Source organism: Chryseotalea sp. (assembly GCF_057350905.1).
Genome location: NZ_JBMRCF010000009.1, coordinates 43,190 through 58,908, shown reverse-complemented (window position 1 = coordinate 58,908; position 15,719 = coordinate 43,190). Strand labels below are relative to the sequence as shown.

The window sequence follows — 15,719 nt, the reverse complement described above, 5'->3', positions numbered from 1 at the left end:
CAGCAGTATTACTACTATCCCAGCTGCACCCAGGTTATATACTTGCAAAAATCTTCCGGTGAACATTATAAGAATGAGCGATTGAATAAACAAGCTCCTTGACATTATTAGCGATGCTAAAATATTTTGATTGTCTCAATTACTTACTGATTCATTCAAATATTGAAACAATCTTAACAAATCATCTTGCGAATCCATTTTAAGCTTATTTTCTTTTATAAAAGCTTCAGCCTTATCTGCACTGTCTCCTGTTTCATTGAGTAGTGATTTTTTATTTTTTAATACCTTGAGGTTTGAGTCGCCTTTAGACCAATAGAATTTTTGGTCATCCGTAAACTCATCTTTTGTACGATTGGCACTATAGGCACCCTGATAATCCGCTTTGCGAAAAATCTTTTTGTGCTTGATGAATAGAGAGAACTCACCCTGAGTGAGTACCTGATAATAACCAATTTCACCTTCGCTATTTTTTTGTTTACTAAAAGATAATGTTACTCCGTTGACATCCATTTCGAAAGTTGAAACCATATTACGGCTTACTACTAACTCCTTGCCACTCTTGTAAACAAAAATCTCGTCATTAAAAACATCATAGTTCATGTTATCTACCTTCATCACCTGATCTTTATTCATTCTTATTCTTCCTTTTACAAAATATTCTACCAAGGTGAGGAAGCCATCCACACCATCATACCGATTATCAAAGGTGCGAGCTGATAAGCTACTGCCACCGAGCATTTGTAAATTTGTTTGCCCCTCAAGTCCTTCTAAACCTTGTGCCAATGATACTGTGGAAAAGTATATGAGTACTAAAACCAGGTTTAAAGAATTATAACTACCTTTTTTCATAAATTTTTGATTTTATTATTTCTAAAATACAGGCAAAGACGAGGTTCATCATTTCTGTACACGCGCAAGTCCATCTTTGGCTTCTTGTAAATTGGCATCCAATTTTAGTGAAGCTTCATACGCCTTTTTGGCCCCGTCTTTATCGCCCTTCTTCTCATAAATATTACCCAGACGCATGTGTGTTGCTGCATGCGAAGGCTCGCCTGCTTTGGGTTGATAGGCTAAATATTTTTTTAAATTTAATTCACCTTCTGCCAGACGCGTTCCACTTACTGCACTCAGTCTCCCAAGCTGATAAACTGTTTGCATATTTTGTGGGTCTTTGAGTGAGAGCGCTTCATAAATGGCAAAGGCCTTATCGTATTGTTTTCTGTTTACATAGAAGTTAGCCAGGCCGCCTACATAATCAGGATTTGCTTTTGTCATGGCTACAAATTCTTTTTCGGCCTCAACAAATTTTTCCTCTTTCATATAAATGCGCCCTTCTGCGAGATGCCCTTCCGCTGTATTAATTTTTTTTATCTGCTGAGCAACTTCATGCGCCTTTTCAAAACTTCCACCCATAAAACCCGGTGCCTGTGTATAATATTCAATGAGTGATCTTCTGGCATCCAGATTTTTTGAATCAAGCGTGATTGCACTCTCCCAGGCACTTTTCATTTTTGGCGCGAGTAGGCCTTGCCTAAAAGGATTAGCATCCTTGGCTATCGTGCCTAATGCATTTCCTAACCAGTTAAAATAATCAGCAACTTTACCATCGGCTTCTGTCGCTTCTTCAAAATAATCGGCTGCATCTTCGTATTGTTTTTCTTCATAGGCTATCCTGCCTAAAAAATACCGGGATGCTGCAAATTCAGTTGCCCCATCGTCTATACCTGTTAGTATTTTTTTGGCCTCCGTAAATTTCTTGGCCTCAAATAAGCTCTTGGCTGTTGTGATTTTACTGCCTTGTGCAAAAAGTGTGCAACTAAAAAGAAGAAGGAAGAGGGTTTTGATCATGGGGAGTGTAATTTACGCAATACAAGATAGCGCAAAAAAAGATTAGCCGCATCCAGGCAATATTACTTTTCCTCCACGCGTAAGCTAAAACCTACCCCATGCTGGTTTATTATTTGAACAGCCGGGTCATGTTGTAAATACTTCCGTAGTTTAGAAATGAAAACATCCAGACTTCTGCCCATAAAATAATCATCGCTACCCCATACGTGGTTCAAAATCTCTTCACGCTTCAAGGTATTATTCTGATGACGGCAGAGCAATTGAAGAATTAGCGCCTCCCGTTGGGTCAGTGTTTTTGAGCATTGTGGACAGTCCAGGGTAAGTTTGGCAGAGTCAAACACATAATTACCCAGCTTGGCCACAATATGTTCAGCATCAAGCAGCGGCTTTCTTCTGCGTAAAAATACTTCTATTCTGTAAAAGAGTTCTTCAAAACTGAATGGTTTGGTAATGTAATCATCTGCACCGGTTCTAAAACCTGTCAGCTTATCCTCTGTCATATTTTTGGCAGACAGAAATAGAATAGGAACTTCCTTATCGTACTCTCTTATGTAGCGTGCTACGGCAAAGCCATCCGCTTTTGGGAGCATTACATCAAGCAAACACAATTGGTACAATGATGCTTTGAAGTTATCCATGGCCTGGCGTCCATCACTGCATAGTGTTACCTCATAGCCTTTCAGGCTCAAATTATCCTTAATGACAAAGCCAAGATTGGCATCATCTTCCACCAAAAGAATTTTATGTTGCTTCATTCTATCGTTGGTAAGTATATACTAAGTGTTGTACCCTCATTGAGTTGACTGTTCAGGCTAATCTTACCCTTATGTGCTTCTATAACCTGCTTTACATAACTGAGGCCCAGACCAAAACCTTTTACATTGTGCACGTTCCCTGTTGGCACCCTGAAAAACTTATGAAATATTTTTGTTTGGTATTCACGTGCAATGCCAATGCCATTATCAGTTATTTCAATCAAAATAAATTTACCGCTTTGCCTCGTAGCCACGCTTATACGCGGAAGGGTTTCAGTATACTTCAACGCATTATCAAATACATTGATGAATACATTGCTTATATGATGCAGGTCCGCGTTAATTTTCGTGTTGGTTGCTTTAAAATCTAAAGATAAGGTTGCTGTTTTATCATTAAACTGAGGTTGCATACTGGTTAGCACATGATGCAGCACTTCGTGCGTGTCAAGTGTTTCGCGTTTCAACTGCATGTCCGCTTTATCCAGCTTGGCAACTTGCAGCAAGCGTTCTAAATGCTGACGCATACGATCTGTTTCCTGATCTATAATATTGGTGTAATTGAGTAATCGCGCTTCATTATTTTGTCTGGCTTGTTCGCGTAATACCTCTGCCGAAAGTGAAATGGTAGACAGAGGCGTTTTGAATTCGTGTGTCATGTTGTTGATAAAATCTTTCTGGATTTCAGACAAACGTCTTTGACGAAGAATGACAAATAAAGCATAGGTAAAAAAAACAATTACAACTAAAAGCACCAGTGATGAGAACGTCCATATACCCATTTGATTGATGAGTTGTAGCTCACGACCGGGAAAACGGACGCCAAAATAATAGCTTACATTTTTTAGTTTGGGTAAGGCTTCCAGCTTAGGCTCGCTTTTAATTAAACCAGCGGCCGCAACCTTACCATAAACCATACATTCTTGCGAGCAATCGTAAATGCCATATTCAAAGTCTGCCTTTATATTTCTTTTCTCAAATTCAGTGCGAAGTAAAAATTCCAGCATGGCGGGATTTATGTCACTGTTGAGCATCACTACGAAATAATTGGTCGATAGCTGTTCAACAGGATTGTTGGCTGGCGGTGGTGTATTTTGCAGTTCAAAAAATTGCTGGGCAACTGACATTAAAGCGGTATTCACTTGCCTGTCAAAGTCGGAGCGCTGTAGATCAAAAGCCTTTCTTACCCAGTATACCTGGGTGATGGTAATGCCCACAATACTGAGAGCAGCCAAAACAACTACGATTCTAAGTGTAGAGCTTTTCACATTGTAAAAATACGTTAAACCATTGATTCGGGTTTTCGCTTAACAATCGTTAACAATTCTTAGCAAACCCTTAACAGCATGCTAAGTGGCAGCACACAATCTTTACATCATTATTAAAAATTGATAATCACCTAAACAAAAACAACATGAAAAAATTAACAATCATTTTCTTCGCCAGTTTTATTGCCTTTGTAGCCTATTGCCATAGCGCTGCCGTTTTTAACTGGAGCAAAATCCAGCATGACTTTGGCAACATTGCTAAGGGCACTCCGGTAAGTCACGAATTTGAATTTACAAATTCAGGATCAGAGGCACTTATTGTTACCAGTGTTTTAGCTTCTTGCGGCTGTACAGTAACCAATTATTCCAAAGATCCTATTGCCCCTGGCGCCAACGGCTTTGTTACGGCCACTTTTGACGCTGGAAAATTGGGTGCGTTTGTAAAAACTGTTACGGTGCAATCCAACGCTAACGAAAATCACGTACTTACACTGAAGGGCACTGTTGTAGAATAAATGTGCTCTAAAGTTCGAAAAACACCATTAATTTCTTAAACAAAAGTGAGGTATTGTTCAATGCCTCACTTTTCATTTGAGCATACAAATGTACGTATGCATGGCCAAAATCGGGTATTTATATAAGCGGCCGTAAATATCATTGCTCAGGGTATGTTCTTAGCTTTTAGAGTGTTATCTTTGAGATGCAGGTAGTGTGCCCAAATTAGTTAAAGCACTATCTGTATTAAAATTAAAAGTACATGAGTTTACCATCACTTCAATTTGCAAAAGAGCGCCCTGAATTTTTTTCTACGCTAAGTCAACGTGTTAATGGCTATTTCAAAAGCAACAACATTGACAAAACAGCTAACACAGAAATGGTCATCAAGACCATCTTTATGTTCTCACTTTATTTTACGCCATACTTTTTAATTATTGGTGGCATCACTTCTAATCTTTGGTTTCTTTTCGGTTTATGTATACTGATGGGCTTTGGAAAAGCAGGCATAGGTTTATCCATTATGCATGATGCGAACCACGGTGCCTATTCTAACAAACCGTGGGTAAATACTTTTCTGGGTTATTCACTCAACCTGGTAGGTGCTCATATGATGAATTGGAAAATACAACATAACGTATTACACCATACATATACAAATGTTCACGATGCTGATGAAGACATCAGCCCCAGAGGCGTATTACGCCTGTCGCCCGAATCCAAGTGGAGACCTATTCATCGCTTTCAGCACATCTATGGCTGGTTGTTGTATGGGTTGATGACGCTAGTATGGACTTTTACAAAAGATTTTTACAGAGTATTCAAATACCATCAGGAAGGTTTATTGGCAAGACAAAAATCTTCACTCGCTAAAGAACTATCGATCATGATTTTCTCAAAGCTTGTTTACTTCAGCTATATTTTTGTAGTGCCAATGCTTTTGATTGATGTTACTTTCACACAAGTATTAGTAGGATTTATTGCTATGCATTATCTGGCTGGTTTTATTCTGGCCATTATTTTTCAACCTGCACACGTTATTGAAGGCACCGCTTATCCAACGCCTGATGAAAGTGGCACCTTAGAAAATAACTGGGCTATACATCAAATGCGCACCACAACAAATTTTGGTCGCAAACACAAAATTTTCTCATGGTATGTGGGCGGATTAAACTATCAGGTAGAGCATCACTTGTTCCCTAATATCTGTCACGTTCACTACAAAGAAATTTCAAAAATCGTAGAAGCAACTGCTAAAGAGTTTGGTGTTCCTTATCAATCCAAAGAAACATTCTGGCAGGCTATCCAAGCTCATGCACGTCAACTGAAAATGTTAGGTAAAAAACCGGATGCAGTACAACATGTAACTGCTATGGCTGCCTAATTAAAAGCATCATCTTACAAAAAGCTGTTTGGATTTATTTTCAAACAGCTTTTTTATTTAACGACCTTTTACAAAATCGATATTGCGTTGCAGCCCCTCAAGCTTAGTACGCTTCACGGCTGACTTTCTGAATACTTGCTGAAAGACTTCTTCTGTAATTTCTTTCCAGTCGTTTTTAGAAAGGTTTTTTAACTCTGTAGTAGGCTCGAATTTTTTTTCATTGTGTGCCTTTGAGAAACGATTCCAGGGGCATACATCCTGACAGATATCGCAACCAAAAACCCAGTTATCAAATTTTCCTTTTACGTCCTCAGGTATTGCCTCTTTTAATTCTATGGTAAAATAGGAAATACATTTACTGCCATCCACAACATATGGCTCAGGTATAGCCTCAGTCGGGCAGGCATCCATACAGGCTGTACAGGTGCCGCAATAATCTTTAATTGGCGAGTCGTAGTCTAGCGCTAGATCAATGATCAGCTCTGCTAAAAAAAAGAAACTACCCATTTGCTTATTGAGCAACAGGGAGTTTTTACCTATCCAGCCTATGCCGGCCCTTTGTGCCCAGGCACGCTCCATCACCGGAGCAGAATCTACAAAAGCACGACCATCAATTTCGCCAATGCTTAAGCGAAGTTCTTCCAACAGTGCTTTAAGTTTATCCTTGACTACAAAGTGATAGTCTTCTCCGTAAGCATACTTGGCAATTTTTAAAGAGCTGTTTTGCGTGAGGTCTTCACTCGGATAATAATTGTAACCTAATGTAATAATAGATTTAGCTCCCGGCACCAATAAACGTGGGTCAAGACGTTTATCGAAATAGTTTTCCAAGTAAGACATTTTTCCCTGATAACCTCTTTGCAACCACTCCTCTAGGCGTGGAGCCTCTTCTTCCAGAAATTCAGCCTTGGCAATACCACAAAAACTAAACCCCAGGTTAGCAGCCGCTGACTTAATAATGGCGGTATGGGCAGTTTGTGACATAGTTTGGTTGTTCGTTTTTCGTTGGTGGTTGTTAGTTAATAAGTATCGATAAAGAACAATGTTGCGATTTACACTAGGGGCCCATTACAGAAACTTAGTTATTTCATTAACTAATAACGAACAACTATCAACAAACAACAATTTTAGCTATCAAACAATCCTGCACCTCTGCCACCAGGTATAGCAATCTTCAAGTGCTTGTAAGCTTTTTCAGTAGCTTCTCTTCCTCTTGATGTACGTTTTAAATACCCTTCCTGTATCAAAAAGGGCTCGTACACTTCTTCAATGGTTTCGGCTTCTTCGGCCACTGCAGAAGCAATGGTTGAAATACCCACGGGGCCGCCTTTAAATTTTTCTATGATGGTCAACAAAATGCGATTATCCATTTCATCCAAACCATTCTCATCTACATCAAGTGCGCTAAGGGCCATCTTAGCAATATGCATGGCAATGGTGCCATCGCCTTTTATTTGTGCAAAGTCTCTGGTCCTTCTTAACAAGGTATTGGCTATGCGTGGCGTGCCCCTGCTTCTTCTCGCCAATTCAAAAGCAGCATCGTCAGCAATGGGTGTTTGCAATATGGCAGAAGAACGCTTCACAATCGAGGTTAGCAAATTGGCATCGTAATACTCAAGACGCGCATTAATACCAAAACGCGCACGCAAGGGTGAAGTAAGCAGACCTGCCCTTGTGGTTGCACCAATCAGTGTAAATGGATTGAGTCCTATTTGAATAGAACGTGCATTAGGTCCAGAGTCAAGCATAATATCAATCCGGAAATCTTCCATGGCTGAATACAGATACTCTTCTACAATCGGATTCAGGCGATGTATCTCATCAATGAACAATACATCATTCGCTTCAAGATTGGTGAGCAAGCCGGCCAGGTCACTTGGTTTGTCCAGTACGGGGCCAGAGGTTATTTTAATACTGGTCTGTAGTTCGTTGGCAATAATATGCGACAAGGTGGTTTTGCCTAAACCTGGAGGGCCATGTAATAAAACATGATCAAGTGCCTCACCCCTTTGCTTGGCTGCCTGCACATATACCTTAATATTTTCTACTATCTTTTCTTGTCCTGTGAAATCGCTGAATGAAAGGGGACGCAATGCCTTTTCCGCATCCTTCTCTGAGGCACTCAGGCCTTCACTTTCACCCGTCAAATAATCTTCTCGCATGCGCGAAGTTAAGCATTACAATGAAAAGGAGTTTTAGCAACATTGTTGCATTTACACCTTTTTTGATAACTTGCGCCTCATTTTACAATCATGACCCTTCGCAATAAGAATATTCTCTATTCGGTGATCGTATTGGCCGCCATGGCTGCTGTTTGGCAATACCGAAAAGTTAAAAATCCTGCTTTTATCCAGATTGAGGGTGAAACCATGGCCACCACCTACCACATTTCTTATTTTGATCACGAAAACAGAAACTTTAAGCCAGCAGTCGACTCCTTATTGGTGCTGGTAAATAAGTCAATCAATAATTACGACCCCACTTCGGAGGTATCGCGCTTTAATAAAGAAGACAGTATTTTTAACCTTGAGTTGCCTTATTTAATACCCGCCTTACAAAAAGCGCAACAGGTATTTGCAGCGTCAAATGGGGCCTTCGATATGACCATTATGCCTCTGGTTAATTATTGGGGCTTTGGTCCGGATAAAACCATACAACCGGATAGTACAAAAATCGACTCCTTAAAATCCCTGGTCGGCTTTGAGAAAATACGACTACATACTCATGCTGTATCTAAAACTGATGCACGTACTCAATTAGATTTTGGCGGTATTGGCCAAGGCTATGGCGCTGATGTGATTGCTGATTTTTTAAAATCGAAAGGCATCGTTAATGCTTTGGTAGAGCTAGGTGGCGAAGGTTTGGCTTTAGGCATGAATCTGAAAACGCAAAAGCCCTGGGAAATTGGTATTCTCGATCCTAACTCTACCAGAGACAATATGTTTTTCAAGGCTTATGCCTCTTTAAGTGATAAGGCTTTCACCACATCAGGTAACTACTTCAATTATAAAATAGTAGATGGCAAAAAGTATTCGCATACCATTGATCCGGAGAGCGGCTATCCGGTTAAGCGTGCTTTGTTAAGTGCAACCGTTTTTGCGAACGACTGCACCACAGCAGACGCCTGGGGTACAGCCATTATGGTAATGGGCCATGAAAAGGCGATTGAAGTTATTAAAAAACATCCTGAGCTTGATGTGCTCCTGTTTTACACAGCCGATGATGGAAGCATACAACATTTTGTAACAGAAAAAATTAAATCGTCCATTACCCTCAACCCCTAATTACATGACGATAAAACTGCTTGTACTTTTTCTAACACCGCTGCTGTCGGGTTTGTTGGTCTATTTTGTGCCTAACGCCAGAAGTAGCAATTTTCGTCTGTTGCTTGTCTTTGCCGGTTCTTACCTCTTTGGCATTACGGTAACACACATTCTGCCTGAGCTCTATCATCAATCTATTGGTGCCGAATTAATCGGCTTGTTTGTATTAGCGGGTTTCTTTCTGCAACAAGTATTGGAGTACTTTACTTCAGGTATTGAACACGGTCATATCCACGTGCATAGTCACGGATCAGACCATCACAGTCATTCGCATCATCACAGACAAGTTTCTGCCATTGTATTGCTTACCGCACTTTGTCTGCACGCATTTTTGGAAGGTGGTATGCTGGCACAACCCCTGGCCATGGGGCCACACTATGATATGAATGCCATTTTGCTTGGTATCGCTTTGCATCGCGCCCCTGCAGCATTTGCGCTAATGACAGTGCTTGCTTTCCAACTAGGGTCTAAGCGCAAATCCATTCCTTATTTGATAGGCTTTTCTATTGCTGCACCCATTGGTTTATTGATCAGTACTTATTTGGCAGAAACAGAAATATTATCAGGGAACGCACTTATTTACTTATACGCACTTGTCAGTGGCAATTTTCTCCATATATCAACCACCATCGTATTTGAGAGCAGCCCTGAACATCATTTTAATGCTAAAAAACTAGCCGTAGCTATGGTTGGTGCACTTTTAGCCGTTGGGGTAGAATACATCCTATAGTCCTCTGTAAATAGCTTTTCAGAATATTAAATTAGCTTACCATTAAGAGCAATGATCCTGATCATTGCTCTTATGAATAGAATGTAGCTTTCTTTGTTACAAACGGGTTACTTAATCGCAAAACCAACAATAAACCTTTATTAGTTGGAATATTTCCAATAGTTTTATGTGCTTTAATCTACTATAAATGAAGAATCTCCGCTCTGCTTGGTGGCGCACGGGTTTTATTTGTATCGCCCTCTTATCCAGTTGTGATTTTAACAACCTGCTCGACACCGATTTTGAATCTATTAGCACCACGCCTACTATCGCAATACCATTGGGATATGGAAGTTTAAGTATTCAGGATTTTTTAAACGATGAAGATTCTGCCAACATCAGAATTTATGAAAGCGGCCCTGATCAGGGTGTGGTGTATCTATCCTATCAGCAGACGTTAAAAACACAGGGTATACGCGACTTGCTTACGTTCCCAGATAAAAATATTACACGTGGCTTAAATATTAATCCCACTGCTTTTCCTATTCCGGTACCTGCGAATAGCACAGTGAACTTAAGTCCGGGCAATCTTACTTTCGATCTTGATTTTAATCCCGAAAAATTTAGTGAAATTCTCTTCACGCAAGGCAATCTTCGCATTATTGCACAAACCAATCCGATTATCCCCAATCTGCAATTTGAAGGACAGATAACACTAACCTCATTTACCAGAAACGGTGTGCCCCTGAGTCAGACATTGCAAAATGGAAGCAGTTCACAACTCATTTCTGTTGCCGGATACAGTGCAGTGCTAAATGATAATTTGTTTGAGGCGCAAGTAACGGTACGTGTTAGGAGTGGCGCGACCCCATCTGCCGTTCCCCCAGGCACACAATTCAATTTTACACTCGATTTTGCGGGGCTTAATTTTGATTACGTAAAAGGATTCTTTGGCGATCAGACTGCTGATCTTCCAGATGAAACACTGGAGATCGGTGCTTTTGAAAATGCATTTGATGGTGTAGACATCTCTTTAGCCAGTCCAAAAATTTCTTTTGTGGTAATTAATGAATATGGTATTCCGGTAAATGTAATATTCAATACACTTGAGGCGCGCAAGCCAGGTAGTAGTCTGGCGGTGCAATTAAATCCGGCCAGCCCGATTGTTACCAATATACCGCAAATAATGGGCGACTCTGCTTTTACTACAGTGGCCGTTACCAACGCAAGAGCACTACTTGATTTTGCGCCAACAGAGTTTTACTACAATGTAAGTGCACGTATCAATCAGGGACTTACCGATGGGACCAACTTTTGTAAAAGTGATGCAGAGCTGAACGTGCGCATGTCGGTTGAGATACCCTTTATCGGCAATGCTTCAAATATCATTTTAAGAGATACTGTTGATCTTGATCTTGGTGACCTTGAGTCATCTGAAATAGAAGATGCCTTATTGCGCATTGCTACAGTTAATCATTTACCCTTAAATGCTCACCTTCAGCTTTACTTGCTAAATGCGGATCTTACTCAACTTGATATTTTATTAGATCCAAACGATAACCGCATTATTGAAGGTGCCACCACCGATGCAAGTGGCACACCGACCAGCCCTGGAGAAAAGGTTATGGAAATCAATATCAGCAAGGAAAAAATTAACAAATTGTTTGAAGCTAATCAACTGGTGATTGTGGCTGAACTCGAAACAGCAGACAATCCCAAAGATGTAAAGTTTCGTGCAGCCGATAAGCTCGAAATAAAAGTAGGCTTGAAAGCCAAGGTTAAATTAAATGTTGACCTATGATGAATACATTAATTTTTTCCTTACGTTCAATCGACTTTCGCATGAAATACTTTAGTCTAGCTATATGCTTACTGTGCTCAACACAGCTATTCGCACAACCAGAAGCTACCATGTATACGCTTTCAGGTGTACCGCAGCATGTCAATTATAATCCTGCTTTTGTTCCCAACTATAAATTTGTGTTGAGCATAGGACCCGGTTCTGTACATGCTCATTATTCGAATAGTAGTTTCGCCTATAGCGATTTGGCTGTACGCAGAGGCGATTCATTGGTGGCAGATCTTGTTAAGTTTAATGGTGCTCTCAATAAAAAGAATTACATCACAACCGCTGGCGATGTAGAAGCATTTCGCCTGGGTATTCAGCTAAGCAAACGTCTTTATTTTAACTGGACAGTGGGCACAAAGGTTTTTGCACGACAGATGATTCCTCAAGACCTGACTTCATTATTCATTAATGGCACGGCAGGATTTGTAAACAGTTCGGCCTCCTTCTCTCCTCAATTAGAAGCAACCTCTTATTTAGAATCTGCCTTTGGTGCATCATTTAAAGTGAACGAGAAACTAACTGTTGGTGGTCGCTTAAAACTACTTCGTGGTATTGTAAATGCCAGTACAGAAAGTTCTGAGCTTACCTTGGCTGTTGCTGACGATTACACCATGACTTTAACAGGCGATGTGAACGCACGCACTTCTGGTATTCAAAATGCTGATAATGCTAATGTAGATGATTATTTGAAAAACAAAGGATTCGCTATTGACCTGGGGGCCACACTTAATCTTACCGAAAAACTTTCAGTCGGTGCCAGTTTACTCGATGTGGGTGCCATTAACTGGAAAAATGATACGTATGCCTATACACTTGACCCAAGCGTAGCTACTTACACATTTGCCGGTGTAGACCTGCAGAGAATTATTGATGGTGATGAGGATTATTTTGATGCAGAAATGGATTCCTTAGAATCTAAGTTTGAATTACAGGAAGGCGCAACTGGTAGCTACCGAACGCCCCTGCCTGGTAAAATGTATTTTAATGCCAGTTATAAAATGAAAAAGCAGATTACTTTTGGCGCGTTACTTTTCATGGAAAAGTTTCAAGGAAGATTCCATCCTGGGCTTTCCGCATCTGTTCATAAAGAATTCTGGCGCATCGCTGGTGTATCGCTGAGTTATTCAGCCATCAACCGAGGCTTTGGTAATTTAGGTGCAGGGTTTAATCTTAACCTTACTCCTTTTCAGTTTTATGTGGTGGGTGATAATTTGTTGCGTATGCCCCTGTCTTACTTAGTCAATGGCAGCTATGAAAAATTTGCCAGCAATGTGCGTTACTTCAACGTAAGAGCAGGTATGAACATTGTATTCGGCAGAGATCGCTCGCATGAGAAAAAGGCATACAATCAACGAAAAAAATAAATTTTAATTATCACTAAAAGTGCATATCAGGTGTAATCAACTTGATATGCACTTTTTGTTTTAAGTTTTTCCGATTTCTTTGTATTACAACTTAGCAAACATTCTTTCCGTTTTTCCACGGCCGAGTTTCAGGATTCACAAAAAACAAATTGCAAAGATGATTTTGCTTAGTTGAATTTTGTTTTCTCAAAGTAAAGTTTCTTCACCTTGTTCTCAAGCGCCATGGCTTTCGGGAAAAGAATTTCATTTTCGATGCGGGCATGAACAATCAGGTTTTTTTCAAACTCTTTTAGCTCATTGTAAAGCACTTTAATATGCAGCGGTGTGTCGCTGCTCATTTTATAATCTTTGGTAATATTTCTTATTCCCTCCATTTCATCATCGTGGGCTTCATGTTCAGCAGCGAACTTATGCAGCGAACTTCTTTCTAATAAATAAAACAAGCGGGTTGGATTATAATTACCTTTTACAGCGCGTTCCAAGGTTCTGATGTAGCTGAATAAAGTATCCTCCTCTTCATAGATGTGGTGTATAAAATCTTCTACAAAAAGGGGGAAAACCACCTTTAGATCTCTCTCTACACCCGCGTATTGGTCATGCGAAGCATTAAAGCTTTGCACCAGACCGGCCATATATGGCAATTTGTGCTTGATGAATATAAAATGAGCATGCTTAAGGTACTCGATAATCAGATCGATAGGATAGGAAGTAAGAGGAAGATCTGTTTCCCGGAGCAGGCTGGGTGACTCCAACTCCTTTAAAACCTGCTCAAAACGCAAGCCTTTCTGAAGGCAGACCTGTTCCAGGGTAAGCTCAGAAAACTCATAAAATTTTATCCCAAAATAAAAGAGCACATAAGCATGCACATAGTTCTCCTCCACGAGCTCCCCAATTCTGCGGTTTTTCCAGCTTACTTGTTCCATTATCTATCAAATATAAAAATCAATCCAGAAAAAAATATCCATTTTTGCCCAATATTGGTGCTTTGTTCATGCTTTTAATATGATAAACGTCACCAACAAATAGATTCGTATTTCCGTTATAGTTGCATCATGAGTGAAATTGGTAATTCTAAGACCCAAATAGCCCTTCCCCTCGTCCTTTGCGTAGGTTTGGCAGCAGGCATTTTTATTGGCAGTAAGCTTTCCTCCGGCAATCGTTTAACCAGCGATGTGGGCAAGGACGTTCAGAAATTCAGAGAGGCGCTTACCTATATCCAAAAGGATTATGTCGACAAAGTAAATACCACCGAATTGGTAGATGATGCCATTGAGCACATGCTTACCAAGCTTGATCCTCACTCGGTTTATATTGCCGCCCGCGATACCTCCCAAGCCAATGAAAGTCTTCGCGGAAATTTTGACGGCATAGGCGTTGAGTTTAACATTTTCAATGACACGATTACAGTAGTCACACCGTTGAGCGGTGGCCCATCTGAAGCCCTGGGCATTCGCTCTGGCGACAAAATTATAAAAGTAGATAGTATCACTGTTGCAGGCATTGGCATTACCAATGCTGACGTAATGCGGTATTTAAAAGGGCCGAGGGGCACAGAGGTTAAAGTGTCTATTGCACGAAGAGGTGAATCCGAATTACAAGAGTATACTATTATCCGCGATAAAATACCTACTTATTCTGTAGATGTGGCTTACATGGTTGACAATGAAATCGGTTACATTAAAGTGAGCCGTTTTGCTGCCACCACATACAAGGAATTTGAGGAAGCCTTAAAAAAGCTGAAAGGTCAGGGCATGAAAAAACTGGTACTCGACTTACAAGGAAATCCGGGTGGGTATATGGACATGGCTATTAACATGCTGGATGACTTTCTGCCTTCGGGCAACAAAATTGTTTTTACCAAAGGCAAGGCTAGTCGTTACGATCAGGATGCTTTTGCTACAAACAAAGGTTCTTTTGAAGAAGGTGATTTAATTGTTCTGGTGAATGAAGGCAGTGCCTCGGCCTCTGAAATTGTTGCAGGCGCCTTACAGGATAACGACAGAGCCTTAGTAGTAGGCCGCAGAACTTTTGGTAAAGGTTTAGTACAAACCACTTTCGATCTGGATGGTGGTGCAGAAATGCGTCTGACCATATCACGCTATTACACACCCAGTGGCCGCTCTATACAAAAGCCCTATGATGATGGCACTGAATATGATCGTGACATTGTAAGCCGATATACGCGTGGAGAGTTTTTCCACGCTGATAGCATCAAGTTTAACGATTCACTGAAGTACACTACACAAAACGGTCGCACCGTGTACGGTGGCGGAGGGATTATGCCCGACTATTTTGTTTCATTAGATACAACCTTAAACAGTCATTACCTTAACGAACTGTACATATCCAATGCTATTAACGAGTATACTTTTGATTATGCAGATAAAAACCGTGAAACTTTGGAGAAGATGGGTTGGGAAAAATTCTACACAGGTTTTGATGTAAGCGATCAAATGCTTGATGAACTTGTCGCTGCCGGAAGGCGTGCAAAAGTAAAACCAGATTATCAGGAGCTTAGAGAAAGAAAAAAAGTTTTTCAAATCCATGTGAAAGCGCAAATAGCACGCAAGATTTGGGGTAATGCCGGTTTCTTTCCTGTTTTCAATGAAACCAATGAAGTGTTTCTGAAGGCTATAAAAATGTTTGATCGTTTACCGGAATTAAACAGACAAAAAATGTGAGACTAAAGATGGTTTGTACAAAGTAATTCTACACATTTGAACGCTT

14 protein-coding genes are annotated in these 15,719 nt (G+C 40.4%); 7 read left to right on the top strand and 7 right to left on the bottom strand.

The features are described from left to right. Window positions 1-135: 135 nt before the first annotated feature. The 4 genes from ACO1XM_RS13070 to ACO1XM_RS13055 all read right to left on the bottom strand — a co-directional run bounded on the left by ACO1XM_RS13070 (window position 136) and on the right by ACO1XM_RS13055 (window position 3,868). The gene (locus ACO1XM_RS13070; protein ID WP_486229661.1) at window positions 136-849 is read right to left on the bottom strand and encodes a hypothetical protein; all 714 of its coding nucleotides are present in this window, start codon (window positions 847-849) and stop codon (window positions 136-138) included. A gap of 48 nt (window positions 850-897) precedes the next feature. After that, window positions 898-1,848: a tetratricopeptide repeat protein gene (locus ACO1XM_RS13065; protein ID WP_486229659.1), complete on the bottom strand. Its 951-nt coding sequence runs from the start codon at window positions 1,846-1,848 to the stop codon at window positions 898-900. A 62-nt stretch (window positions 1,849-1,910) separates the two neighbouring features. Further along, complete coding sequence (locus tag ACO1XM_RS13060) at window positions 1,911-2,603, bottom strand: response regulator transcription factor (RefSeq protein WP_486229657.1); 693 nt, start codon at window positions 2,601-2,603, stop codon at window positions 1,911-1,913. Further along, complete coding sequence (locus ACO1XM_RS13055; RefSeq protein WP_486229655.1) at window positions 2,600-3,868, bottom strand: sensor histidine kinase; 1,269 nt, start codon at window positions 3,866-3,868, stop codon at window positions 2,600-2,602. The genes ACO1XM_RS13060 and ACO1XM_RS13055 overlap by 4 nt, the downstream gene beginning before the upstream one ends. Before the next feature lie 146 nt (window positions 3,869-4,014). Between ACO1XM_RS13055 and ACO1XM_RS13050 the strand changes: the two genes are divergently transcribed. Further along, window positions 4,015-4,383: a DUF1573 domain-containing protein gene (locus ACO1XM_RS13050; protein WP_486229653.1), complete on the top strand. Its 369-nt coding sequence runs from the start codon at window positions 4,015-4,017 to the stop codon at window positions 4,381-4,383. A gap of 242 nt (window positions 4,384-4,625) precedes the next feature. Continuing rightward, window positions 4,626-5,747: a fatty acid desaturase family protein gene (locus ACO1XM_RS13045; RefSeq protein WP_486229651.1), complete on the top strand. Its 1,122-nt coding sequence runs from the start codon at window positions 4,626-4,628 to the stop codon at window positions 5,745-5,747. A 57-nt stretch (window positions 5,748-5,804) separates the two neighbouring features. On the opposite strand, the gene queG is transcribed toward ACO1XM_RS13045, so the two are convergent. After that, window positions 5,805-6,731 carry a tRNA epoxyqueuosine(34) reductase QueG gene (gene queG / locus ACO1XM_RS13040; protein WP_486229649.1) on the bottom strand — a complete coding sequence of 309 codons (927 nt, stop codon included), beginning with the start codon at window positions 6,729-6,731 and terminating at the stop codon, window positions 5,805-5,807. 143 nt (window positions 6,732-6,874) lie between these two features. Beyond that, window positions 6,875-7,909, bottom strand: coding sequence for a Holliday junction branch migration DNA helicase RuvB (gene ruvB / locus ACO1XM_RS13035; protein WP_486229647.1), 1,035 nt, complete (start codon window positions 7,907-7,909; stop codon window positions 6,875-6,877). A gap of 90 nt (window positions 7,910-7,999) precedes the next feature. Here ruvB and ACO1XM_RS13030 point away from each other — a divergent pair, with 90 nt between their 5' ends. The 4 genes from ACO1XM_RS13030 (at window position 8,000) to ACO1XM_RS13015 (ending at window position 12,992) form a co-directional block, all read left to right on the top strand. Next, window positions 8,000-9,031, top strand: coding sequence for an FAD:protein FMN transferase (locus ACO1XM_RS13030; RefSeq protein ID WP_486229645.1), 1,032 nt, complete (start codon window positions 8,000-8,002; stop codon window positions 9,029-9,031). 4 nt (window positions 9,032-9,035) lie between these two features. Further along, window positions 9,036-9,800: a ZIP family metal transporter gene (locus tag ACO1XM_RS13025; RefSeq protein ID WP_486229643.1), complete on the top strand. Its 765-nt coding sequence runs from the start codon at window positions 9,036-9,038 to the stop codon at window positions 9,798-9,800. A gap of 187 nt (window positions 9,801-9,987) precedes the next feature. Next, window positions 9,988-11,580, top strand: coding sequence for a hypothetical protein (locus ACO1XM_RS13020; RefSeq protein ID WP_486229641.1), 1,593 nt, complete (start codon window positions 9,988-9,990; stop codon window positions 11,578-11,580). Beyond that, on the top strand, window positions 11,577-12,992 hold the full coding sequence (locus tag ACO1XM_RS13015; RefSeq protein WP_486229639.1) for a DUF5723 family protein: 1,416 nt from the start codon (window positions 11,577-11,579) through the stop codon (window positions 12,990-12,992). Before ACO1XM_RS13020 ends, ACO1XM_RS13015 begins: the two co-directional genes overlap by 4 nt. Before the next feature lie 167 nt (window positions 12,993-13,159). Here the strand turns inward: ACO1XM_RS13015 and ACO1XM_RS13010 are convergent, their stop codons facing one another. Further along, on the bottom strand, window positions 13,160-13,915 hold the full coding sequence (locus ACO1XM_RS13010; RefSeq protein WP_486229637.1) for an iron-sulfur cluster repair di-iron protein: 756 nt from the start codon (window positions 13,913-13,915) through the stop codon (window positions 13,160-13,162). Between the two features lie 129 nt (window positions 13,916-14,044). On the opposite strand from ACO1XM_RS13010, the gene ACO1XM_RS13005 reads away from it, so the two are divergent. Beyond that, window positions 14,045-15,673 (top strand): S41 family peptidase, encoded by a 1,629-nt coding sequence (locus ACO1XM_RS13005; RefSeq protein WP_486229636.1) that lies wholly within the window; start codon window positions 14,045-14,047, stop codon window positions 15,671-15,673. Window positions 15,674-15,719: the final 46 nt, after the last annotated feature.

Bases quoted from the DNA above. Each gene is read 5' to 3' on its own strand.
- ACO1XM_RS13070 (WP_486229661.1), bottom strand. From the start codon at position 849: ATGAAAAAAGGTAGTTATAATTCTTTAAACCTGGTTTTAGTACTCATA.
- ACO1XM_RS13065 (WP_486229659.1), bottom strand. From the start codon at position 1,848: ATGATCAAAACCCTCTTCCTTCTTCTTTTTAGTTGCACACTTTTTGCA.
- ACO1XM_RS13060 (WP_486229657.1), bottom strand. From the start codon at position 2,603: ATGAAGCAACATAAAATTCTTTTGGTGGAAGATGATGCCAATCTTGGC.
- ACO1XM_RS13050 (WP_486229653.1), top strand. From the start codon at position 4,015: ATGAAAAAATTAACAATCATTTTCTTCGCCAGTTTTATTGCCTTTGTA.
- ACO1XM_RS13045 (WP_486229651.1), top strand. From the start codon at position 4,626: ATGAGTTTACCATCACTTCAATTTGCAAAAGAGCGCCCTGAATTTTTT.
- queG (WP_486229649.1), bottom strand. From the start codon at position 6,731: ATGTCACAAACTGCCCATACCGCCATTATTAAGTCAGCGGCTGCTAAC.
- ruvB (WP_486229647.1), bottom strand. From the start codon at position 7,909: ATGCGAGAAGATTATTTGACGGGTGAAAGTGAAGGCCTGAGTGCCTCA.
- ACO1XM_RS13030 (WP_486229645.1), top strand. From the start codon at position 8,000: ATGACCCTTCGCAATAAGAATATTCTCTATTCGGTGATCGTATTGGCC.
- ACO1XM_RS13025 (WP_486229643.1), top strand. From the start codon at position 9,036: ATGACGATAAAACTGCTTGTACTTTTTCTAACACCGCTGCTGTCGGGT.
- ACO1XM_RS13020 (WP_486229641.1), top strand. From the start codon at position 9,988: ATGAAGAATCTCCGCTCTGCTTGGTGGCGCACGGGTTTTATTTGTATC.
- ACO1XM_RS13015 (WP_486229639.1), top strand. From the start codon at position 11,577: ATGATGAATACATTAATTTTTTCCTTACGTTCAATCGACTTTCGCATG.
- ACO1XM_RS13010 (WP_486229637.1), bottom strand. From the start codon at position 13,915: ATGGAACAAGTAAGCTGGAAAAACCGCAGAATTGGGGAGCTCGTGGAG.
- ACO1XM_RS13005 (WP_486229636.1), top strand. From the start codon at position 14,045: ATGAGTGAAATTGGTAATTCTAAGACCCAAATAGCCCTTCCCCTCGTC.